At 65.4% G+C, this 20,989-nt stretch carries 20 protein-coding genes; 8 read left to right on the top strand and 12 right to left on the bottom strand.

Going from position 1 to position 20,989, the window contains the following annotated elements; all coding sequences use genetic code 11:
• Positions 1–3: 3 nt before the first annotated feature.
• From phoB to H7R73_RS06100, 4 genes are all read right to left on the bottom strand, one after another.
• Positions 4–693, bottom strand: a complete 690-nt coding sequence (gene phoB / locus H7R73_RS06115; protein WP_010673471.1) for a phosphate regulon transcriptional regulator PhoB — start codon at positions 691–693, stop codon at positions 4–6.
• A 102-nt stretch (positions 694–795) separates the two neighbouring features.
• Positions 796–1,206, bottom strand: a complete 411-nt coding sequence (locus H7R73_RS06110) for a VOC family protein (RefSeq protein WP_010673470.1) — start codon at positions 1,204–1,206, stop codon at positions 796–798.
• A 68-nt stretch (positions 1,207–1,274) separates the two neighbouring features.
• Complete coding sequence (locus H7R73_RS06105; protein ID WP_103260627.1) at positions 1,275–2,561, bottom strand: GGDEF domain-containing protein; 1,287 nt, start codon at positions 2,559–2,561, stop codon at positions 1,275–1,277.
• 283 nt (positions 2,562–2,844) lie between these two features.
• Positions 2,845–4,521, bottom strand: coding sequence for a sigma-54-dependent Fis family transcriptional regulator (locus H7R73_RS06100; protein ID WP_103260628.1), 1,677 nt, complete (start codon positions 4,519–4,521; stop codon positions 2,845–2,847).
• 290 nt (positions 4,522–4,811) lie between these two features.
• On the opposite strand from H7R73_RS06100, the gene exaC reads away from it, so the two are divergent.
• Positions 4,812–6,329, top strand: coding sequence for an acetaldehyde dehydrogenase ExaC (gene exaC / locus H7R73_RS06095; protein WP_042882672.1), 1,518 nt, complete (start codon positions 4,812–4,814; stop codon positions 6,327–6,329).
• A gap of 51 nt (positions 6,330–6,380) precedes the next feature.
• On the opposite strand, the gene H7R73_RS06090 is transcribed toward exaC, so the two are convergent.
• The gene (locus H7R73_RS06090; RefSeq protein WP_010673466.1) at positions 6,381–7,175 is read right to left on the bottom strand and encodes an AraC family transcriptional regulator; all 795 of its coding nucleotides are present in this window, start codon (positions 7,173–7,175) and stop codon (positions 6,381–6,383) included.
• A gap of 96 nt (positions 7,176–7,271) precedes the next feature.
• Here H7R73_RS06090 and H7R73_RS06085 point away from each other — a divergent pair, with 96 nt between their 5' ends.
• On the top strand, positions 7,272–8,159 hold the full coding sequence (locus H7R73_RS06085) for a DMT family transporter (protein ID WP_042014630.1): 888 nt from the start codon (positions 7,272–7,274) through the stop codon (positions 8,157–8,159).
• 117 nt (positions 8,160–8,276) lie between these two features.
• Here H7R73_RS06085 and H7R73_RS06080 read toward each other — a convergent pair whose 3' ends face one another.
• Positions 8,277–9,260 carry an aldo/keto reductase gene (locus tag H7R73_RS06080; RefSeq protein WP_103260629.1) on the bottom strand — a complete coding sequence of 328 codons (984 nt, stop codon included), beginning with the start codon at positions 9,258–9,260 and terminating at the stop codon, positions 8,277–8,279.
• Positions 9,261–9,359: 99 nt separating this feature from the next.
• On the opposite strand from H7R73_RS06080, the gene H7R73_RS06075 reads away from it, so the two are divergent.
• Positions 9,360–10,268 carry a LysR family transcriptional regulator gene (locus tag H7R73_RS06075; protein ID WP_182951561.1) on the top strand — a complete coding sequence of 303 codons (909 nt, stop codon included), beginning with the start codon at positions 9,360–9,362 and terminating at the stop codon, positions 10,266–10,268.
• 114 nt (positions 10,269–10,382) lie between these two features.
• Here H7R73_RS06075 and H7R73_RS06070 read toward each other — a convergent pair whose 3' ends face one another.
• Positions 10,383–11,075: a response regulator gene (locus tag H7R73_RS06070; RefSeq protein ID WP_041213368.1), complete on the bottom strand. Its 693-nt coding sequence runs from the start codon at positions 11,073–11,075 to the stop codon at positions 10,383–10,385.
• A 3-nt stretch (positions 11,076–11,078) separates the two neighbouring features.
• Entirely contained in the window at positions 11,079–12,644 is a 1,566-nt protein-coding gene (locus tag H7R73_RS06065; RefSeq protein WP_103260630.1) for an ATP-binding protein, read from the bottom strand.
• A 258-nt stretch (positions 12,645–12,902) separates the two neighbouring features.
• Here H7R73_RS06065 and slyA point away from each other — a divergent pair, with 258 nt between their 5' ends.
• From slyA to H7R73_RS06045, 4 genes are all read left to right on the top strand, one after another.
• The gene (gene slyA, locus H7R73_RS06060) at positions 12,903–13,376 is read left to right on the top strand and encodes a transcriptional regulator SlyA (RefSeq protein ID WP_010673459.1); all 474 of its coding nucleotides are present in this window, start codon (positions 12,903–12,905) and stop codon (positions 13,374–13,376) included.
• A gap of 1 nt (position 13,377) precedes the next feature.
• A complete protein-coding gene (locus tag H7R73_RS06055; RefSeq protein WP_103260631.1) occupies positions 13,378–14,433 on the top strand; it encodes an HlyD family secretion protein in 1,056 nt (351 codons plus the stop codon).
• A 10-nt stretch (positions 14,434–14,443) separates the two neighbouring features.
• Positions 14,444–15,472 carry a DUF2955 domain-containing protein gene (locus H7R73_RS06050; RefSeq protein ID WP_010673457.1) on the top strand — a complete coding sequence of 343 codons (1,029 nt, stop codon included), beginning with the start codon at positions 14,444–14,446 and terminating at the stop codon, positions 15,470–15,472.
• Between the two features lie 183 nt (positions 15,473–15,655).
• Complete coding sequence (locus H7R73_RS06045) at positions 15,656–16,015, top strand: MliC family protein (RefSeq protein ID WP_010673456.1); 360 nt, start codon at positions 15,656–15,658, stop codon at positions 16,013–16,015.
• Positions 16,016–16,073: 58 nt separating this feature from the next.
• Here H7R73_RS06045 and H7R73_RS06040 read toward each other — a convergent pair whose 3' ends face one another.
• The 4 genes from H7R73_RS06040 to nrdD all read right to left on the bottom strand — a co-directional run bounded on the left by H7R73_RS06040 (position 16,074) and on the right by nrdD (position 19,564).
• Entirely contained in the window at positions 16,074–16,466 is a 393-nt protein-coding gene (locus H7R73_RS06040) for an energy transducer TonB (RefSeq protein ID WP_103260632.1), read from the bottom strand.
• A gap of 133 nt (positions 16,467–16,599) precedes the next feature.
• Positions 16,600–16,770: a YqaE/Pmp3 family membrane protein gene (locus H7R73_RS06035; RefSeq protein ID WP_010673454.1), complete on the bottom strand. Its 171-nt coding sequence runs from the start codon at positions 16,768–16,770 to the stop codon at positions 16,600–16,602.
• Positions 16,771–16,827: 57 nt separating this feature from the next.
• Complete coding sequence (gene nrdG / locus H7R73_RS06030; protein ID WP_042882681.1) at positions 16,828–17,337, bottom strand: anaerobic ribonucleoside-triphosphate reductase-activating protein; 510 nt, start codon at positions 17,335–17,337, stop codon at positions 16,828–16,830.
• A gap of 109 nt (positions 17,338–17,446) precedes the next feature.
• The gene (nrdD, locus tag H7R73_RS06025; protein WP_042864245.1) at positions 17,447–19,564 is read right to left on the bottom strand and encodes an anaerobic ribonucleoside-triphosphate reductase; all 2,118 of its coding nucleotides are present in this window, start codon (positions 19,562–19,564) and stop codon (positions 17,447–17,449) included.
• A gap of 439 nt (positions 19,565–20,003) precedes the next feature.
• Between nrdD and H7R73_RS06020 the strand changes: the two genes are divergently transcribed.
• Positions 20,004–20,972, top strand: coding sequence for an ABC transporter substrate-binding protein (locus H7R73_RS06020; RefSeq protein ID WP_103260633.1), 969 nt, complete (start codon positions 20,004–20,006; stop codon positions 20,970–20,972).
• Positions 20,973–20,989 lie beyond the last annotated feature (17 nt).

Raw genomic sequence — 20,989 nt, 5'->3', positions numbered from 1 at the left:
GACCTAGAGACGGGTCGAGAAGCGGTAGCCGGCCCCGCGCACCGTCTGGATCAATCTGTCGTGCCCCGTCTCTTCGATGGCCTTGCGCAGGCGGCGAATGTGCACGTCCACCGTCCTGTCCTCGACATACACATTGGTACCCCAGACGTTGTTGAGCAACTGCTCGCGGCTGTAGACCCGCTCGGGGTGGGTCATGAAGAAGTGCAGCAGCTTGAATTCGGTCGGCCCCATGTCGAGGGCCTTCTCCTCGGCACTGACCCGGTGGGAAACGGGATCCAGCTTGAGCCCCTGCACCTCGATCACCTCGTCCACCGAGGTGGGAGAGACACGGCGCATCACGGCGTGCAGGCGGGCGGTGAGCTCCTTGGGGGAGAAGGGTTTGGTGATGTAGTCGTCGGCACCGGCCTCGAGCCCGCGCACCTTGTCCTCTTCCTCGCCCCGGGCGGTCAGCATCACCACCGGGATCTGGCGAGTCATCTCATCCTGCTTGAGCTGCTTGAGGAACTGGATACCGCTGCCACCTGGCATCATCCAGTCCAGCACGATGAGTTCGGGGTAGGGTTCGCGCACCTTTGCCAGTCCATCGGCGTAATCTTCTGCTTCTACTGTTTCATATCCCTTCTGCTCAAGCACGAAGCAGAGCATTTCGCGGATCGGTGCCTCGTCCTCGACCACCAGAATTCGCTTAGCCATATCCCTTCTCTCTCCTCTGTGAAGATGGGTGCGCCAATTATTAGAACTTTCTGTGACACTTTTATGACTTTATGACGGGCGGGATGATAAACGTTTTCAGATTCAGTTGGCAGCAGCGAGTTGCAGCAGGTCCCAGCGATTGCCACTGATGTCCTCGAACACCACCACGGTGCCGTAGGGTTCGAGGCGCGGCTGTTCACAAAAATGAACGCCATAGGCCTGCATCCGCTCGTAATCGCCCCAGAAGTCGTCGGTCTCGAGGAACAGGAAGACCCGACCGCCCCCCTGGCGACCGATGGCGGCGCGCTGCTCCTCGTTGGCCGCGCGGGCCAGCAGCAGGGCGGAGCCGGGAGCCCCCTTGGGAGCGACCCGCACCCAGCGTTTGCCCGGTTTGCCCGGCTCGTCGAGGGGGGTGTCTTCCAGTAGCTCGAAGCCCATTCCCCGGGTGAAGAAGGCGATAGCCTCGTCGTAATCCGCCACCAGCAGCGTCAGGGCGCCAATGTGTTGTGCCATGGAATCTCTCCTCGGATAAATGATGGGGCGCATGATAGCCCCGCCCGGCCATGGGCTCCAGCGCCGGATCAGTCGGGCGCCACCTCCACCCGGTTGCGACCATTCTGCTTGGCCTGATAGAGCGCCTCGTCGGCCCGCTTGAGCGCCTGCTCCAGGCTATCCTTGCGCCGCTCGGCCACCCCGAAGGAGGCGGTGATCCCGAGCCCCAGCGGCCAGTGCCTGTACCCCTCCAGTGCCCCTCTCAGCCGCTCCGCCAGGGCGGCGGCCCGTCCCTCGTCGTAATGGAGGCAGACCAGCACGAACTCCTCCCCGCCCCAGCGCACCAGTCGGCACAGGCTGTCGCAATGGCGCAGCAGCTCGCTCACCATGTGCTTGAGCACCTCGTCCCCCACCGGGTGGCCGTGACCGTCGTTGACCCCCTTGAAGTGATCGATGTCGATGTAGATGAAGGAGAGCGGCATCTCGCCGAGCTCCCCGAGCAGCTTTTCGCCGCCGAGCCGATTGAGGGCCCCGGTCAGGGGATCGTAACGGGCCTCCTCCTCGGTGCGCCGGTTCTGCTCGCACAGGCTCGCACTCAGGGCTTCAGCCGCGAGGCGCGCCTCCCTGGCCTTGCGCAGCCGATCGCCAAACATCAGATTCTGGACCAGGAAGAGCAGCACGCCGTAGACAAGCCACCCCAGCAGCAGATAGCGATAGAAGTCCCCCGGCTTGCACCAGCGGCCATAGAACTCCAGTCGCTCGAGCCGCAACCGGTACTCCCCCGGCAGCATCTTGTCATCGGAGGCGATCTCGATGGCGTAAACATGGTGCAGATCCGGCCCCTGCTGGACCAGCGGGATGTCGTACTGCTGCACCCACCAGGAGCTGGGGGCAAAGACATTCAGGGGGACATCCTGCTCACGACCAAAATCCCTGGCGGTGAAGAGCACTTCGTTGAACTTGTGGGAACTCTCGTCTTCCCGCGTCGAGTAGACGGGATCGTAGTTGCGCAGATAAAGGCGCCAGGCCTGTACCCCCTGCCCTTCTACATCCAGCCTCACCCGCACCCCGGTGAAGCCGGAGAGTTCCAGCCCCTGCTCGGGGTCGGTCAGGGTCAAAACCAGCTCGCAGAAAGGATAGGCATATTGGCTTCGCAGGGTGCACTGGATGGCGGGTCTGTCGCCCCCCTGACTCAGGGTGGCAACGGAGGAGCCCTTGTGGGCCCTGTCATCCTGGGCACGCACGGACAAACCGGCCTGGCTCAGGATGTCGAGCCGCCGCTCGGGTCCGAATTCGAATAACACCATGGCCAGCAGGCTCGCCGCCAGCAGGTACCAGAACAACAGCGTCGTCATGCGGGAATAGGAAGGGATCATCGGCATCACACCTGAAAAAGGGCTTTTACCCTACACCTTGAAGCGCCGGACCGCGCTGATCCAGATCCAAGGTTATTACACGCGCCGCACCGGGCGCAGACGAGTGCCGACTAGCCGGCACGGGCCCCATGGGGCGCAAGCGGCATCGGCCAACAGCCGGGAGAGAGGCGGGGGGCCTCGTCGGTCGTAAGATGGATCATTGCGCACTCCCTGCGATGGAAACATAACGAAAAAACGTCCTTGCCACCGCAGTCTACACAAGCGCTGGACGGCGCGACACCCGTTACCCCTCCTCCCGCAGCGCCCGATAGAGGGTGGTGCGACTGATGCCAAGACGGCGCGCCGCCTCGCTCACGTTGCCGCCGCACTCTGCCAGGGTCTGTTGCACCCGCTGCCGACTCTGCTCGCGCAGGGTACTCCCTCCCAAAGGTGAGCTCGCTCCCCCCGCCACGGCGGGCAGATGCAGATGGGCAGGTTCAATCCAGCCCTGCCCCTCTGCCAGTACACAGGCCACCTCCAGCGCCTGTTTGAGCTGGCGCACGTTGCCGGGCAGAGGGTGGGCCAGCAACCGCTGCTCCGCCTCCCGGCTCAGTTGCAGTGCCGGGTCCATCTGGGCGAGCAGGTTCAGGATCAGCCCCTGACGCTCGGGCACCGACCAGGCCCGCAGGGGTGCCAGTTGCTGGCGCCAGCCGCAGATGCGGTAGTAGAGATCTTCGCGAAAGGTGCCGGCCGCCACCATGGCCGCCAGATCCCGATGGCTGGCGCTGACCAGCCAGAAGTCCACCGCCTCGGGTCTGTGGCTGCCTACCGGGGTGACAACGCGCTCCTGCAACACCCGCAGCAGCCGGGTCTGGGCCTGGAGCGGCAGCTCGCCAATTTCATCCAGCATCAGGATGCCGCCGTGGGCGGCGCGCAGATAGCCCTGGCTGCCCTGGCTGCGGGCACCGCTGAAGGCCCCCCCCACATAGCCGAACAGCTCGGCCTCCACCAGCTCCGCCGGCAAGGCGCCGCAGTTGACGCACACCAGAGGCCGCTCCCGACGGCTCGATCTGGCGTGCAGGGTGCGCACCAGGTGCTCCTTGCCGCTGCCGGTCTCCCCCTCGATGAGCAATGAGATGCCCCGCTCCAGCATCTTGAGCGGCACCTGCTGCGCCTGCGATCCCCCCTCCTCAACCGCGCTCGGCAGGGGGAGCCTGGCGGCGCGCTCCCCCGCCTCCGGCACCAGCCGCAGGCCGCGGTGATCCCGCAGCAACTGCTGACCGTCGAAGGGGTGCTGGCCGAGCCAGAGCCGACCGGCCCGGTTGGCCCCGAGCAGCTCGCCCCCTTCCCCCAGCAGCAGACGGGCAGACCAGAGGCTCTGGGGATCGAGATCCACCAGCCAGCCCGGCTGGCGGGCCAGCAGGGCGTTTTCCAGGGTCATGGCCAGGAGGCGCACCGTGCCCAGCATGTCGCCGCCGTGGTGGGCCGCATCGGTGGAGATGTCGAGCACGCCGAGCAGTTGCCCGTCCGGCCCGAGCAGGGGGCAGGCGCTGCAACTGAGAAAACTGTGCTGGGCGAAGAAGTGCTGCGCCCCCAGCACCTGCACCTCGTTCTGCTCGGCCAGCGCGGTGCCGATGGCGTTGGTGCCCTTGCTCGCCTCCCCCCAGCGGGCGCCGCTGCGCAAAAAAATGCGCTCGGCATGGCGGGCAAACCGGTCGTCTCCGCTCACCGCGAGGATGGCCCCCTCGCCGTCACACAGCAGCAGACGACAGGGTCTGCCCGCCAGCAACTGGCCAAAGAGCGGCAGCACGAAGCGCTGGAAGCAGGCGATGAGCGTCCTGTGCTGCTCCTGGCGAGCCGACAGCTCCCCCTGGGGCAGCAAGTCCAGCTCGGCGCTCTGCTGGCGGCTCAGCCCCTGATGCAGGCAGCGCTCCCAGGAGCGCTGGATTGGGCTGGCACCGGATTGAGGCAACTCGCTCATCACACCTCCTTCTACACACTCGCGAATAGGGCCGCCTTGGGGGAGCGCCTTCATCACGTCTCCTGTTCACAAACGGCACAGTGTCACACCCGATGTTCAGAAACGGCACAGTTCGGGGGCCGTCCTGGGGGGCACTAGTTAACCAAGATACCCCTTGGCACCCCGTTTGATAACGTTTTTGCAACCTTTTTGTGTAGAGCGCCACCCGCTGGCACGCCCCTTGCGATGACAGGAAGCAACCGGACTGCCCGCCAGGCCGGTCAGGACCACACACACATAAGGATGATGAGATGATTTATACCGCTCCCGGTCAGGCAGGTGCCCTGGTCAGCTTCAAATCCCGTTATGACAACTTCATCGGTGGCGACTGGGTGGCGCCGCGCGCCGGCCGCTATTTCGAGAACATCTCGCCGGTGGATGGCCGGGTGTTCTGCGAGGTGGCCCGCTCCGACGCCGCCGACATCGAGCTCGCCCTGGACGCGGCCCACAAGGCGTTCGCCAGCTGGAGCAAGACCAGCGTCACCGAGCGCAGCAATCTGCTGCTGCGCATCGCCGATCGCATCGAACAGAACATCGAGCGGCTTGCCGTCGCCGAGACCTGGGAGAACGGCAAGGCGGTGCGCGAGACCCTGGCCGCCGACCTGCCCCTGGTGGTGGATCACTTCCGCTACTTTGCCGGCTGCATCCGCGCTCAGGAGGGCTCCGCCGCCGAGCTGGACCAGAACACCGTCAGCTACCACTTCAAGGAGCCCATCGGGGTGGTCGGCCAGATCATCCCGTGGAACTTCCCCCTGCTGATGGCCGCCTGGAAGCTGGCCCCGGTACTGGCGGCCGGCTGTTGCAGCGTGCTCAAGCCCGCCGAGCAGACCCCGGTCACCATCATGTTGATGATGGATCTCATCAAGGACATCCTGCCCCCTGGCGTGGTCAACGTGGTCAACGGCTTCGGCGCCGAGGCGGGCCAGGCGCTCGCCACCAGCAACCGGATCCAGAAGCTGGCGTTTACCGGCTCCACTGAAGTGGGTGCCCATATCCTGCGCTGCGCTGCCGACAAGCTGATCCCCTCCACCGTGGAGCTGGGTGGCAAGTCCCCCAACATCTACTTCGCCGACGTGATGCAGCATGAGAGCAGCTACATCGACAAGGCGGTGGAAGGGATGCTGATGACCTTCTTCAACCAGGGCGAGGTGTGTACCTGCCCCTCCCGCGCCCTGGTGCAGGCCAGCATCTATGACGACTTCATGGACAAGGTGCTGGCCCGCGCCCGCACAATCGTGCAGGGCAACCCCCTCGACACCACGACTCAGGTGGGGGCCCAGGCGTCCCGCGAGCAGTTCGACAAGATCCTGAGCTACATGGAGATCGGCCGCGGCGAAGGGGCCAAGATGCTGCTGGGCGGCGGCCCGGCCAAGGTGAGCGGGCTGGAGGGGGGCTTCTACATCCAGCCCACCATCTTCTCGGGCCAGAACAAGATGCGGGTGTTCCAGGAGGAGATCTTCGGGCCGGCGCTCGGGGTTACCACCTTCAAGGACGAGGCGGATGCCCTGGCCATTGCCAACGACACCCAGTACGGGCTGGGGGCGGGCCTGTGGACCCGGGACAGCAACCTGGCCTGGCGCATGGGGCGCGGCATCCAGGCCGGCCGGGTCTGGGTCAACTGCTACCACGCCTACCCGGCCCATGCGGCCTTTGGCGGCTACAAGAAGTCGGGGATCGGTCGCGAGACCCACAAGATGATGCTGGACCACTACCAGAACACCAAGAACCTGCTGGTGAGCCACGACATCAACCCCCTCGGCTTCTTCTAAGCCCATCCCGTGATCCACAAGGGCGCCTGCGGGCGCCCTTTTTCATGCGGTTCAGGCCACGGGTTGGCCCAGTTGCTGGCGATAGCGCTGGGGGGCGCAGCCCTGTTCCCGCTGGAACATGGCGATGAAGGCCGAGGTGGAGGCGTAACCGAGGCGCCAGGCGATCTCCTGCACCGGCATCTCGCCCCGCAGCCAGTCCAGCGCCTTCACCAGCCGCAGCCGGGTGCGCCACTGGCCGAGGCTCATGCCAAGCTCCTTCTGGCAGCGCCGCGCCAGGGTGCGCTCCGTGGTGTGCAGCGCCCTGGCCCACTCCACCAGCGTGCGGTTGTCCTCCGGCGCCGCCTGCAATGCCGCCAGCAAGGGTGCCAGCAGGCGATCCCGGCTCTGGGGCAGGTAGCTCGGCTGGCAACGGGTGCGGGCCAGCTTCTCGATGAAGAGCTCACCCTGACGGGCATCCCACTCATCCTCCATATGGCCGACCCGGCGCTGGGTGAAGTCCTCCAGCAGGGCCCGCAGCAAGGGGGTGAGCGCCAGCAGCTGGGGTTCCCGTGGCAGGCGCGGTGCCAGGGCGTGGCTCACGTAGATGGAGGTGTAATCCAGGGTCTGCTCGTTGAAGGCGGTGTGGGGCAGGTCCGCCGGCACCCAGATGAGGTAGTCCGGAGGTGCCACCAGCCGCTCTCCCCCCACCTCCACCACCATGACCCCCAGGCTGATGAGGCTGAGCTGACCCCAGGGGTGGGCGTGCTCGGCGCAGGCGTTGCCCCCCTGGATCTGGCTGTAGCGAAAGTAGAGGGGGTTGGGGTCGGCCAGCAGGCGATCCTGCTCGGCCAGGGTGAGGGTGCCCATGCAGATTGTCCCAAAGCGGTTATGACATGTCTTATTTACGCTACTTACCTCGTTCAAGACAAGGCTAGACTCTCCCCATTGTACCAAGGAGTGCCTATGCCTTTTCTCTTCCCCCTGCTCGCCATCCTGATCTGGGCCGCCAATACCGTGGTCTCCAAGGCCGCCGCCGGCGTGCTGGATCCCGCCGCCATCTCCTTCTATCGCTGGGTGATCGCCGCCCTCGCGCTCTCTCCCTTCTGCCTGCCGCAGCTCTGGCGCCGCCGGGCCGACATCCGCCCCTGGCTCGGCAAGCTGCTGGTGCTCTCCCTGCTCGGCATGGTGCTCTACCAGTGCCTCGCCTACTACGCCGCCCACAGCACCTCGGCCACCAACATGGGGGTCATCGGCTCCCTGCTGCCCCTGCTCACCCTGCTCATCGGGGCCTGCTGCTTTGGCCAGAAGCCGGGCAAGCAGGCGCTGCTCGGCATGAGCCTCTCCCTGTTCGGGGTGCTCTGGCTGCTGGGTCAGGGCAACCCCCTGGCACTGCTGCACAGCGGCATCAACCCCGGCGACGGCATGATGCTGCTGGGGGCGGCCAGCTATGCCCTCTATGGCCTGCTGATCCGCCGCTGGCAACTGCCGTTCGGCCCCTGGCTCAACCTCTACCTGCAGATCCTGCTGGCGGTGCTGCTGCTCATCCCGGTGGCCCTCTCTGCCGACTCCCTGGTCATTCCCGCCCAGGGCTGGAGCATGGTGCTGTTCGCCGGCCTCGCCTCCTCCATCTTCGCCGCCTACTGCTGGATGCGCGGCCTCGCCACCCTGGGGGCGGAGCGCACCTCGGTCTTCATGAACCTGATGCCCCTGTGCACGGCCCTCATCGCCGTCATCACCCTGGGGGAGCCCATCCACGGCTATCACCTGCTGGGGGGCGGCCTCATCCTGACCGGGGTCATGCTCTCCCAGCTCAAGCCGAGGGTACGCCGTCCTCTGCCGGAAGGGGCATAAGCCATCGCCGTGGCAGCATAAAGAAGGGAGCCTCGGCTCCCTTTGTCATTTTCTCGCCCAGGTGGTGCCCTCAACGGAGCGAGCAGGCCAACCCGGGGCGGGCTGAGTGCGAGCCGCTCATGCGTTCACCCCCTTCATCCCCTCGGCGGTATAGCGCTCCCCCGCCACCGGCAGGGTCCGGATGGCCTGTCCCAGGGCCCCGAGCTCTGCAGGGGAGAGGCGCACCGAGAGGGCGCCGAGGTTATCCTCAAGGTGGGTCAGGCGCCGGGTGCCGGGGATGGGCACTATCCCCTCCCATTGCGCCAGCAGCCAGGCCAGGGCTATCTGCGCCGCCGAGCATCCCTTCTGCTGCGCCAGGGCCATGACCGCCTGCACCAGGGTGCGGTTGGTGGCGAGGTTCTCCCCCTGAAACCGCGGCAGACCGGCCCGAAAATCCCCCTCCTCGAACACCGCCTCCTGCTGGTAACGCCCGGTCAGAAACCCGCGCCCCAGGGGGGAGTAGGCCACCAGACCAATTCCCAGCTCCCGGCAGGCGGGCAGCACCGCCGCCTCCACCTCCCTCGTCCAGAGGGAGTATTCGGTCTGCACCGCCGCCACCGGGTGCACGGCATGGGCGCGCCTCAGGGTGGCCTCGCTCACCTCGCACAGACCGATGCGGGCTATCTTGCCCTCCTGCACCAGCTGCGCCAGCCCGGCCATGGTCTCCTCGACGGGATGGGCCGGATCGAGGCGGTGCACATAGTAGAGATCGATCTGCTCGATGCCGAGGCGGCGCAGGGAGCCCTCGCAGCTCTGGCGCGCATAGCGGGCACTGTTGTCGAAGGTACGCCTGTACTCCCCGTGCTGGCGCACGATGCCAAACTTGGTGGCGACCTTCACCTGCCCCCGCCGGGTCGCGAGAAAACGCCCGATCAGCGCCTCGTTGTGGTGGGGGCCGTACATGTCGGCGGTGTCGAGCAGGTCGATGCCCCGCTCCACCGCCTCCGCCAGCACCCGCAAGGACGTCTCATCGTCCCGCGGCCCGTAGAATTCGCTCATCCCCATGCAGCCCAGCCCCAGGGCAGAGACCTGCAGGTTGGCTCCCAGTGTTCGTCGTTGCATCGCATTTTCTCCCTGACAAGTTGCAGGGGAGTATGGTCTTCCGAAAATGAATGAGATATAGAGATAACTGGCAACCTATTTTCCGATTATGGAAAAACTATGCACGATCCCCTGCTCTGGGACGACGCCCGCGTCTTCCTGGCCATCGCCCGCAGCGGCACCCTGAGCGGTGCCGCCCACGCCCTGCGCATGGGGGTGGCCACCGTCTCCCGGCGCCTGGACAGGCTGGAGGCGGCCCTCGGCCTGCCCCTGTTCAGCCGCCACCAGCAGGGCTATCGCCTGACCGACGACGGGGAGGCCCTGCTTGAGCGAGCCGAAGAGCTGGAACATGCGGGGCTGGCCTTTGGCGAGGCGGGGCAGTTGCAGGGACAGGTGGCCGGCACAGTGCGCCTCGCCACCGCCGAGAACCTGGCCAATCCCCTCATCATCCCCTCCCTGTCGACGCTCTTTGCCCAGCACCCCGAGCTGAGGGTGGAGCTGGTCACCGGGGTGCAGACGGTGAACCTGCACCGGCGCGATGCCGATCTCGCGGTGCGCATGGTCAAGCCCGATGCCGGCCACCTCACCCTGCGGCGCCTGGGCACCCTGGGCTTTGGCCTCTACGGGACCGGCGCCTACCTGGATGCCCGCAGCCCGGGGGTGGACGCCGCCAGCTTCGATCAGGATGACTTCATCGGCTGGAACGAAACCCAGAGCCACCTGCCCGCCGCCAGATGGATGACCCGCATGCTGCGCGGCCGCCCCTGCCGGGTGGAGACCGGCACCCTGGCGGCCCAGCTCGCCGCCGCCCAGGCCGGTCTGGGGCTCGCGGTACTGCCCCACTACCTCGCCCGCCAGACGGATCTGGTCTGCCTGCTGCCGGAGCTCGGGGTGGATCAGCCCATCTGGCTGGTGCTCCACAGCGATCTCGCCCACTCCCGGCGGGTGCGGGCCGTGGCGGATCACCTCATCGCCCTGTTCGAGCGCGCCCGCACCGCCCTGCACCCCTTCTCGGGCGACCCCAGATAGAGGGGCCGGGTCGCATCGGGGCGAAACAAAAGGGAGCTCAAAGGCTCCCTTTTATCTGCGCGGCCTGCGCAGCATGGTGTGCGCGGCCTCTTCGGCGTTGTGCCTGCGGCGGGGTCACGACTCCCGGCGCCAGTGGTAGCGCCGCTCCGGGCGGCCGCGCTGGCCGTAGTTGAGCTCCACGTCCAGCCGATCTTCTGACTCCAGAAACTCCAGGTAGCGGCGGGCCGTGGTGCGACTCAGGGAGAGGCGCAGGGCCACGGTGTCGGTGGAGAAGGTGTTGTCCGGCTCCCCCGCCAGCAGATCCAGCACCTGGCGCAGGGTGATGGCGTCGATCCCCTTGGGGGTTTCCCGCGCCTCCCGCCCCTGGTTGCGCGCCTTGCCCATCAGGCGGTCCAGGTCGCTCTGGGCCAGCTCCCCCGGCTCGCAAAGGCGGCGATGGAGGACCAGGATCTCCTCCAGGCTCTGCTGGATGCGAAACAGCCGCAGCGGCTTGATGACGTAGTCCTGCACGCCCAGGTTGAGGGCCTGCTGTATGGTCTCCACGTCGCAGGAGGCGGTCACCATCATCACCATCACCTCCCGGTTGTGGCTGCGCAGCCGGCTCACCCACTCCAGGCCCGAACCATCGGGCAGGGAGATGTCGACCATCAGCAAGTGGGGCTCGCTCCCTGCCATCAGGCGATCCGCCTCGGCCAGGGTGCCGGCCCGCCCCATCAGGGAGAACCCGGCCGTGGAGGAGACCAGCTCCCCCAACATGGCGCCTATCCGCTCGTCATCCTCGATAATCAGCGTGAAGATTGGCTTCATGACTTACACCAATTGGTTTTTATTCAAATAGATACCGAACAGGGTCGTCTGCTCGGCGGTGCGGCGCCATTCTATCACGCCCCCCCGCCTGGCCACCGTCTTCTTGACCAGGAAGAGGCCGACCCCGTGATCCCCGGTCTGGCGGCTGACACCGTAGTCGAACAGGTGATCCGCCAGCGCCTCGTCCACCCCCTCGCCACTGTCCTCCACCTCGATCACCAGCCGCCGCCCCAGATCATCGAGGGAGAGCAGCACCCTGGGCTCGGCGTGCTCGCGGTTCCCCCAGGCGGCGCGAATGCCGTTGTCCAGCAGGTTGCCGATGCAGGTGATGAGATCCGCCGACACCTCGGCCGGATACTCCCCGAGGGCCGACCCCGCATCCAGCACCAGCTCCACCCCCAGCTCCCGCGCCCGGCTGAACTTGCAGAGGATAAGCCCGGCCACCGGCTTGTTCTCGATGACCCGCAGCAGATCCTGCAACATGTTCTGGCAGGCTTCGTTCTCCTGCTGGATGAGGTCTACCGCCTGATCCACGTGGCCGAGCTGGAGCAGGCCGGAGAGGCTGCTGAGCTTGTTGGCGAATTCATGGGTCTGGATGCGCAGCATCTCGCCGTACTGGCGCAGGTGGGTCACCTGCATGCCCAAGCTGCCGGTGCCGTCTGGCCGGCTGAAGATGAGCATGCGCCCCGGCTCGCGACCGCTGAGCTCCTGCCAGTGGCCGACGAAGTCATCCCCCTGCACGGTGAACCTGACCGCCCCCCCTTGCTGCAACGTGGGCACGAGGCCGGGGGCCAGCTCCGCCAGGGAGCGGCCCAGCAGGGCGTGGCGTCCGGTGCCGGGCAGTCGCAACTGATAGAAGGCGGCGCTGTTGAGCATGGTGATCCTGTGCTGGTTGTCCAGGGCTACTATCCCCTCCGAGATCCCCTCCAGCACCAGATCCTGCTGGGCGAAGCGATTGGCGATGGTCTCCGGCTCCAGATCCAGCAGGGTGCGGCGCAGCAGGTGCTGCACCCAGAGCGCCAGCAGCAGGCCGCACCCCAGCACCGCCGCGATGGCGCCGACCAGCAGGGCGATCCGCTCCTGATAGGTGCCCTCCACGGTGCGCATCAGATAACCCACCGCCACCGCGCCGATGGCCTGGCCATCGGGCCCCACCACGGGAGCGAAGCAGCGGATGGCGGGGCCCAGGGTGCCCACGTCCCGGGAGCAGTAGCTCTCGCGCGACTGGAGTGCAGGCCAGATGTCCTCCCCCCGGAAGGTCTGGCCCACCAGCTCGGGGGAGGGGTGGCTCAGGCGCCTGGCATGTTCGTCGGTCACCACCATGTAGGCGGCATCGGTGCGGCTGCAGATCCCCTGCACATAATCCCGCAGCCCGGGATCGCTCCCCTTCTCCAGGGCCCGGACCACCCGGCTGTCCGCCGCCAGCACCCGGGCCAGATCGCTCCCCTTCTCCTTCAGGTTGTTCTCCAGCAGGTGGCGCATGAAGAGGGCGAGCAGACAGCCCAGGATCAGGATCAGCAGCAGTGACAAGCCAAGCGAGAGGGTGACTAGCTGGTGGCGCAGTTTCATCGTTCAACCTTGCAGCGGACAGGAAAGCCCAGGGTGAGGGTGTCCCCCGGCCGGGTCAATGGCCAGCCTGGCGCACCTCAAAGGTGGCCACTCTAGCGCCTCCCCCGGCCGTTGTCGGTTAGCTGGCCCGCAAAGCCATATAAAAACTTAAACACCACGGCCCGGGCAAAAAACCTGAACGTGAGCTGTATCACACTATTTACTTAGCCTGCGAAATAAATAGAATGCTTCGCAAGCTAAGTAATTGAGGTGCCCGTCATGAAAAAGGATCTGGAGATGTTGCGAGAACTCTCCCTCGCCGAGCAGCTGGGGCGACTGCACCGGCTCTGGCGCACCGTGGCCGATCTCGAGCTGGCACCTCTGGGGCTCACCCATCCCCGCTGGACCGCCCTGTGGAAACTCAGCCGCCTCGGCGGCCACCTCAGCCAGAAGACCCTGGCCGAGGCCCTGGAGATAGAGCTCCCCTCCCTGATGCGGACCCTGGGTCAGCTCGAGGAGCAGGGGCTGATCGAGCGCCATTGCTGCAGCCAGGACAAGCGGGCCCGCATCGTCACCCTGACCCCGGCGGGCAAGGCGCTGCTCGATCAGATCGAGGGCCGCATCATCGCCGTGCGCCGGGAGCTGCTCACCGGCATCAGCCAGCAGGAGCTGGCCCAGTTTGAAGACATTGTGCACCGCATCTCCGCCAACGCCCTCGGCAAGATAGCCGCACAGCATGAAGAGAGAGAATAAGATGACACCGGATCAACAATTCAAGCGCTGGATAAAGTGGGCCATCGCCTGCTTCGTCCTGGTGTTTGGCTACTTTCTGCTGGCCGACATCAAGATGCCCCTGACCCCCCAGGCCATGGCCACCCGGGTCGTCACCCGGATGGCCCCCCAGGTCAGCGGCAAGGTGGTCGAAGTCGCCGTCGCCAACAACCAGCACGTCAAGCAGGGGGATCTGCTGTTCGCCCTCGACCCGGAACCCTTCCAGCTCGCCGTGGATCAGGCCAGGCTCGCCCTGGATCAGGCCAGGCAGCAGAACCGCCAGCTGGACGCGACCCTGACCGCCTATGAGGCGGAGTACAGCTCGCTGCGCACCCAGGCCGACCAGAAACAGCGGGAAGCGGCGCGCATCGACGCCCTCTACCGCCGTCACATGGTCTCTGAACAGCAGAAAGATGACGCCGACAGCGCCGCCCGCACCGCCCGTGCCAACCTGCTCGGCAGCCAGGCCCGGGTAGAGCAGGCCCGCGTCAACCGCGGCTTGCCAGGGGAAGACAACCTGCTGCTGCGCCAGGCCCGCAACCGCCTCGCCCAGGCCGAGCTCAACCTCGCCTACAGCCGGGTTCATGCGAGCCAGGACGGCATCATCACCAACCTGCAGCTCAAGCCTGGCAGCGTGGCCAATGCAGGCTCCCCCCTGCTGGCCCTGGTCTCCGAGCAGGTGGACGTGATCGCCGATTTTCGCGAGAAGAGCCTGCGCCACGTCAGCGCCGGCAGTCAGGCCCTCGTCGCCTTCGACGGCGAGCCCGGTCGCCTCTATCCGGCCCGCGTCGCCAGCCTGGATGCCGGGGTCAGCGCCGGCCAGTTTGACGCCAACGGCCAGCTTGCGAACCCTGTCGAGTCCGATCGCTGGGTGCGGGATGCCCAGCGCCTGCGCCTGCACCTGACCCTGGAGCAACTGCCCGCCCACCTGCCGGCCGGGGCCCGCGCCACGGTGCAGTTGCTGCCGGACAACACCCTGACCGGGCTGCTGGCCCGCGGCCAGATCCGTCTGCTCAGCCTGCTGCACTACATCTATTGAGATGACGACCATGAACCTGTGGCACAGACCCCTCACCCCCAACGAACTGCGCCAGTGTCTGCGCATCGCCTTTGGCTGCACCCTGGGGTTTGTGCTGTGCAAGATCTTCGGCTGGAGCAACGGGGTCTTCTTCACCGTCACCCCGGTGCTGCTGCTCGGCCTGGTGCCGGTGATGAACGGTCACGCCGCCCGCCAGCTCATCGCCTCCGCCGCCATGTGCGGTCTGGAAGTGGGGCTGCTCGGCGGCCTGTTCGGCGGCCACCCTGGGCTCATGACCCCCCTGGTCTTTTTGCTCTTCCTGTACCGTTTCGCCGCCATGTCCCGGGGCAGCCTGTTCCTGTTCGGTGCCAACGGGGTGCTGAGCCTCAGCATCATGCTGCACTTTGCCAGCTACCCCGGGATTGATCTGAACGACCTCATCTTCAGCAATCTCTGGGCCAGCGTCCTGTCGGTGCTCATCGCCTATCTGATGACGGCCCTCATTCCGGACGTGGAGGAGCGCCCCAGGCCGGCCCCCTCCCCCAAGGCGCCGCACCGGATGCGCCACGAAGCCCTGCTGGGGGCGTCCATCGCGACCCTCTCGTTCCTGGTGTTCCAGATCTTCGATCTGCGCGACTCCATGTCTGCCCAGGCCACCACCCTGCTGCTGCTCTTCCCCATGCACTGGAACGGCGCCCTGGACTATGCCCGCAAGCGGGCCATGGGCACCCTGCTGGGGGTGAGTTTCGGCATCCTGGGGCAGCTGGTGCTCTATGACTGGTCCGGCTTGCTGCTGCTGGTGACCCCGGTGCTCTGGCTCGGCGCCATGCTGTTCAGCTATGCCCATGTGAAGGAGGCGAGCGGGTCCGGAGTCGGCTTCGGTGCCCTCACCACCCTCGGCATCCTGTTCGGCCAGTACCTGACCCCGGGCAACGACCTGGTGTTCAGCGCCCTCTATCGGGTGAGCAGCATCCTCTTTGCCATCGTGGTCACCCTGCTCGCCTGCTACCTCATCCACCGGCTGCTCAATCGCTTCGAGGCGACACGGTTCGGCCACTGACCCTTTTCTGCAGCCATTGGACGGCTCCCTTTCGCCCCGCTTGCCTGCCGGGGCGTTTTTTTTCCTGCCCCACGGACCAGAGGGAGACGGACGCATCCCGACGCAGGGCTCCTGCCATGAGGTTGCAGTTGTGCCTCATCCTGTTAGGCTCAAGGCCATATGACACCGTTGTGAGGATCAAACATGAAACACGCCAAGCTCTTTCTACTGGGGGCGGGCGCCATCACCCTGCTCGGCGGCTGCGATCTGGGCAGCGGCAAGCTGGGAGTGACCGGCGGCGATCCCGTCACCTATCTGTGTGAACAGAACCAGAAAGTGCAGGTTCGCTACTTCTCCCTCTCGGACGAGAGCCTGAACTTCGTCAAGCTCTCCCTCCCCGATGGCAAGGATTACACCCTGCCTCAGGCGGTTTCCGCCTCCGGCGCCCGCTATACCGACGATCACGAGGTGGTCTGGTGGAACAAGGGCAAGGAGGGGTTCGTCGAGATGCGCGATGACGCCGGGGAGTGGCAGAGCCGTTACAACGACTGCAAGGAGCAGTGATCCGCGCCGTCATGGCACAGAGCCCACACGAAACACCCCGGCCTGGCCGGGGTGTTTGTCATTTAACTTCCACTTCAAATCGGGCCACAACCCGAGCCGGAATGGCTTGCAGATTCTGCTCCGATGGCCGGTAGCGCAGCTGCGCCAGCCCGGAGATGGCGATGAGATCCAGCACGCCGGGGGGCTGGGACTCCAGTACCTCTGGGCTGAACAGCGTGCCATTGGAATCGATGAGGTAGCGAAGGGTCACATACCCCTTGACCGGCCTCTTCGCCGGCAGCCCCCCGACCGGGTTAAAAGTGATGGCATCCCCCACCAGCACCCAGTATTCGGGCAGCGTTTCCCAGGTGACATCCACCGGAGGCTGATTCAGCTTGGCGGTGGGGCTGGCACAACCCCCGAGCAGGGCCAGGGCGGCCCACAGCAACAACCCTTTCACACGCACTGACATTCCCTCTTCGTTGTATCGCTCGACTCCATGAGCGACGCGCCAGTGTCAGGCAAAGGGGCTCATCCGGGAAGCCCCCATCTGGCAGGCAAAAAAAAGCCAACCTCGGAGGGTTGGCCTTGTGATCTCTCACGGCTCAGGCGCGCTTGTCGCTTACCACCAGCCAGAGGGCATGGACCATGCCGGGCAGACCGCCCAGCAGGGTCAGCACTATGTTGATGAGGAAATGGAGGCTGAAGCCTACCTGGATAAAGGCGCAGACCGGGGGGAGAAAGATGGCCAGCAGGATCTTGAGCAGATTGTTCATCGGGATTCCTCGTGTAAACAGCGCTTGGGGTTGGCCTAACCATAAACACCCAAGGCCTCAACTGCAAACCAGACAGGGGATCCGCTCTCCTCCTTTCCGCCAGGCGTTGAGGTCGTGAACCATCTGGTTGCGGCTGCCACGCCAGAGCAGACCGGGATCCGCCAGGGCCTTCTCGAACCTGCCATCCACCAGCACGTCCAGCAAGGCCACCAGCTCCCGCTGGGCCGGGCTGAGATCGGCCAGCAGATAGCCGGTCCAGCACCAGATGTCCTTGCCGGGGCACTCGGTTCGCACCCGCTTCACCAGCGCCAGCACATGCGGCACGTTGGCGGGGTGGAGCGGATCGCCGCCGGAGAGCGACAGTCCGCGCCGCTTGATGCGGCTGTCGTTGAGATCGTGAATGATGCGATCGCTCATCGCCTCATCGAACGGCTTGCCCCCATCGAGCCGCCAGGTGCTCTGGTTGTAGCAGCCGGGGCACTGGTGCTCGCAACCCGACACGAACAGGGTGGCGCGGGTGCCGGGGCCGTTGATCACATCGACCGGGTAGTACTGGTGGTAGTGCATTCGAGTTCTCTGGGTTAACGGCCAACCCCCTCCCAACCTCCCCCTTCGAAAGGGGGAGGAGCTTCTTTGCCCCCCTGCCAAGGGGAGGGCTGGGGTGGGGTCTGCTCGCTTACATATGCTTGACGCGGCGTTTGACCTCTTCCTGCTTGCCCGCGTTGAAGGGGCGCGCATCCGGGCTGCCGAGATAGCCGCACACCCGGCGGGTCACCGACACCTTGGCGGGGTCATGGTTGCCGCAGCGCGGGCAGGTGAAGCCCTTGGAGGTGCACTCGAACTCGCCGGTGAAGCCGCAGTCGTAGCACTCGTCGATGGGGGTGTTGGTGCCGTAGTAGGGCACCTTGTCATAGCTGTAGTCCCAGACGTTCTCCAGCGCCTCCAGGTTGTGCTGGATGTTGGGGTACTCGCCGTAGCAGATGAAGCCGCCGCTGGCGATGGGCGGATAGGGCGCCTCGAAGTCCAGCTTGTCGTAGGGGTTCACCTGCTTCTCCACGTCCAGGTGGAAGCTGTTGGTGTAGTAGCCCTTGTCGGTCACCCCGGCCACCACGCCAAATTCCTTGGCATCGATGCGGCAGAAACGGGTGCAGAGGTTCTCGCTCGGGGTGGAGTAGAGGCTGAAGCCGTAGCCGGTCTCCTCCTTCCACTCGTCGGTGGCCGCCTTGAGCCGCGCGATGATGGCGATGGCCTTCTGGCGCAGGGTCTCGCTGTCGAACAGGTGGACGTCTGTGCCATAGAGGGCGTTGATGGTCTCGTGTACCCCGATGTAACCCAGCGAAATGGAGGCGCGGCCATGTTTGAAGATCTCGCTGATGTTGTCATCGGCCTTGAGGCGCACCCCGCAGGCCCCCTCCATGTAGAGGATGGGGGCGACCCGGGCCTTGACCCCGTCGAGGCGCTTGATGCGGTACATGAGCGCTGTCTTGGCCACCCGCAGGGCGGCGTCCAGCTTGTCCCAGAAGTCCGCTTCATCGCGGGATTTCAGGGCAATGCGCGGCAGGTTGAGGCTCACGACCCCCAAGTTGTTGCGCCCCTCGTGGACCAGCTCGCCATTCTCCTCGTAGGCACCGAGGAAGGAGCGGCACCCCATGGGGGTCTTGAAGGAGCCGGTCACCTTGACCACCTGGTCGTGGTTGAGGATGTCCGGGTACATCCGCTTGGAGGCGCACTCCAGCGCCAGCTGCTTGATGTCGTAGTTGGGATCCCCCTGCTTGTGGTTCAGGCCATCCTTGATGGCGAACACCAGTTTCGGGAAGACGGCGGTCTTCCTGTTCTTGCCAAGGCCGGCGATGCGGTTGCCAAGGATGGCGCGCTGGATGAGGCGCGATTCCCAGCTGTCCCCCAGGCCAAAGCCGAAGGTGACGAACGGCGTCTGACCGTTGGCGGTGTGCAGGGTATTGACCTCGTATTCGAGGGACTGGAAGGCGTCGTGGCACTCCTTCTCGGTGCGGGCCATGGCATAGGCATCCACGTCCCGGATCCCCCACTCCTCGGCCACCTCCCGGTGCTTGTGCCAGCTGATGGTCACATAAGGTGCCAGCACCTCGTCGATGCGGTTGATGGTGGTGCCGCCATAGATATGGCTCGCCACCTGGGCGATGATCTGGGCGGTCACCGCAGTGGCGGTGCTGATGGATTTGGGAGTGTCTATCTCCGCGTTGCCCATCTTGAAGCCGTGGGTCAGCATCCCCTGCAGATCGATCAGCATGCAGTTGAACATGGGGAAGAAGGGGGAGTAGTCGAGATCGTGGAAGTGCAGGTCGCCGCTCTCGTGGGCCTGCACCACGTCACGGGGCAGCATGTGACTGATGGCGTAATGCTTGGCGACAATGCCCGCCAGCAGGTCACGCTGGGTCGGGATCACCTTGGAGTCCTTGTTGGCGTTCTCGTTGAGCAGGGCCGCGTTGGTCTGCTCCACCAGGCCGCGGATCTCCTGGGCCAGACGACCCCGGGCCTCGCGGGCCTGATCCCGGTCGTGACGGTATTCGATGTAGGCACGGGCGATGGCCTTGTCGTCGGAGGCCATCAGGTGGTTCTCGACCCGGTTCTGGATCTCGTGGATGTCTACCTCCCCTCGCCCCTCCAGCTCCTGGCTGACGGCGGCGGCAATGCGCTCGGCCAGCGCCGGACTGGCCTGATTGACCGCTGCCGCCGCCCGGCTGACCGCATCGCGGATCAGTTGGCCATTGAATGGTGCACGACATCCATCGCGTTTGATCACTACCGGTTTCATCGATTTTCCCCGTATTGAAAGACCTGGTGGCCACCCTCGGCTCACCCTCGTTGAGTCCCCTTCTCCACGCCCGTCCCCGGCGCAAACAAGGTCAGCCAAGGCTTGAAACACCTGGGCTGACACTGAGAGGGCGACCACTTATGCACAGCTTTATAACACTATATATGGGTGTTTTTTTTATGCTTACCCCTATATGTGGGGTCTATTAGGCACCAAAGCGGTACCCTGTTTCTTGATCCAGAACAGGTTTTGGAAGGAGTGGGGCAGTTCACGACCAGCGCCAAAAGGCGCTCTTTTTGCTCACCCCAGACGGGATGCGGGCTCCCGCCCGGCAAGGGATAAAAAGAGAGGGGCACGCCTTCCGACAACAATTGACCGAGGCGCCAGAGAGCGGGAGAGCACATACTGGGGAACAGTCTCTCCCTTGCGGAAAACACACGTGACCAAGGTCTTGCTCCTGCTCTCCCTCCTCTCCCTCCCGCTGCTGGCCGCCGATATCCTGGTGATCAGCAGCTATCACCAGAGCAACCAGTGGGATCAGAGCTACAGTGCCGGCCTCGAGCAGCACCTCAAGCAGGCGCATCACCTCGGCTATCTCTATCTGGACACCAAGCGCCAGCCCGGCCAGACCCGTGACGAACTGCTCGCCAAGGGAATGGCCGCCTACCGGACGCACCAGCCGGCGCTGGTGATCCTGGGGGATGACAACGCCATCAACGCCCTCGCCCGACCCATCGCCGCCCGGGGAACGCCCGTGGTGTTTCTCGGGATGAACGAGAATCCGCGCCCCAAGGGGCTGGTCGGCCACCCCCTGATCACCGGCGTACTGGAACGCCCCCTGCTCAAGCGCAGCATCAGCGAGATGAGTCAGTTGATGGGAGGACTGGAGCGCGCCCTGGTGCTGTTTGACGAAAGCGAGGTGTCCCGCACCGCCGTCGCCCACGAGTTCAAGGGGCGAGGCGAGCTGACGATCGGCCAGACCCGGGTCAGCAGCCGCCAGTTCACCGACTACGGACGCTGGCAGGAGGCAGTGCTCGCCAGCCGGGAAAATGGCTATCAGGCGCTCTTCCTCGGCCTCTACCACACTCTCACCGACGCGCAGGGCCAGCATGTGAGCGAGCAGCAAGTGCTGGCATGGACCAGCGCCAACAGCCCGGTGCCACTGTTCTGCTTCTGGGCCTTTGCGGTGGGCAGGGGAGCCGCCATCGGCGGCCTGGTGCTCGACGGCCACAGTCAGGGAGAGAGAGCCGCCGAACTGGCCAATGCCATCCTCTCGGGCACGGCGCCCGGCGCCCTCTCCCCCCGCGCCGCATCCCGCGGGGAATACCTGTTCAGCAAGAGCGAACTGGCACGCTGGCACCTGACGGCTCCCGATGCCTGGCAGGACAAGGTGAGTTACGTCGAGTGAGCCCACCAACGACAAAC

Origin of the sequence: Aeromonas sp. WP2-W18-CRE-05 (assembly GCF_014168615.1) — a bacterium.
GTDB classification, from domain to species: domain Bacteria; phylum Pseudomonadota; class Gammaproteobacteria; order Enterobacterales; family Aeromonadaceae; genus Aeromonas; species Aeromonas caviae.
This window is presented reverse-complemented; position numbering and strand designations above follow the sequence as displayed.

Bases quoted from the DNA above. Each gene is read 5' to 3' on its own strand.
- phoB (WP_010673471.1), bottom strand. From the start codon at position 693: ATGGCTAAGCGAATTCTGGTGGTCGAGGACGAGGCACCGATCCGCGAA.
- H7R73_RS06110 (WP_010673470.1), bottom strand. From the start codon at position 1,206: ATGGCACAACACATTGGCGCCCTGACGCTGCTGGTGGCGGATTACGAC.
- H7R73_RS06105 (WP_103260627.1), bottom strand. From the start codon at position 2,561: ATGATCCCTTCCTATTCCCGCATGACGACGCTGTTGTTCTGGTACCTG.
- H7R73_RS06100 (WP_103260628.1), bottom strand. From the start codon at position 4,521: ATGAGCGAGTTGCCTCAATCCGGTGCCAGCCCAATCCAGCGCTCCTGG.
- exaC (WP_042882672.1), top strand. From the start codon at position 4,812: ATGATTTATACCGCTCCCGGTCAGGCAGGTGCCCTGGTCAGCTTCAAA.
- H7R73_RS06090 (WP_010673466.1), bottom strand. From the start codon at position 7,175: ATGGGCACCCTCACCCTGGCCGAGCAGGATCGCCTGCTGGCCGACCCC.
- H7R73_RS06085 (WP_042014630.1), top strand. From the start codon at position 7,272: ATGCCTTTTCTCTTCCCCCTGCTCGCCATCCTGATCTGGGCCGCCAAT.
- H7R73_RS06080 (WP_103260629.1), bottom strand. From the start codon at position 9,260: ATGCAACGACGAACACTGGGAGCCAACCTGCAGGTCTCTGCCCTGGGG.
- H7R73_RS06075 (WP_182951561.1), top strand. From the start codon at position 9,360: ATGCACGATCCCCTGCTCTGGGACGACGCCCGCGTCTTCCTGGCCATC.
- H7R73_RS06070 (WP_041213368.1), bottom strand. From the start codon at position 11,075: ATGAAGCCAATCTTCACGCTGATTATCGAGGATGACGAGCGGATAGGC.
- H7R73_RS06065 (WP_103260630.1), bottom strand. From the start codon at position 12,644: ATGAAACTGCGCCACCAGCTAGTCACCCTCTCGCTTGGCTTGTCACTG.
- slyA (WP_010673459.1), top strand. From the start codon at position 12,903: ATGAAAAAGGATCTGGAGATGTTGCGAGAACTCTCCCTCGCCGAGCAG.
- H7R73_RS06055 (WP_103260631.1), top strand. From the start codon at position 13,378: ATGACACCGGATCAACAATTCAAGCGCTGGATAAAGTGGGCCATCGCC.
- H7R73_RS06050 (WP_010673457.1), top strand. From the start codon at position 14,444: ATGAACCTGTGGCACAGACCCCTCACCCCCAACGAACTGCGCCAGTGT.
- H7R73_RS06045 (WP_010673456.1), top strand. From the start codon at position 15,656: ATGAAACACGCCAAGCTCTTTCTACTGGGGGCGGGCGCCATCACCCTG.
- H7R73_RS06040 (WP_103260632.1), bottom strand. From the start codon at position 16,466: ATGTCAGTGCGTGTGAAAGGGTTGTTGCTGTGGGCCGCCCTGGCCCTG.
- H7R73_RS06035 (WP_010673454.1), bottom strand. From the start codon at position 16,770: ATGAACAATCTGCTCAAGATCCTGCTGGCCATCTTTCTCCCCCCGGTC.
- nrdG (WP_042882681.1), bottom strand. From the start codon at position 17,337: ATGCACTACCACCAGTACTACCCGGTCGATGTGATCAACGGCCCCGGC.
- nrdD (WP_042864245.1), bottom strand. From the start codon at position 19,564: ATGAAACCGGTAGTGATCAAACGCGATGGATGTCGTGCACCATTCAAT.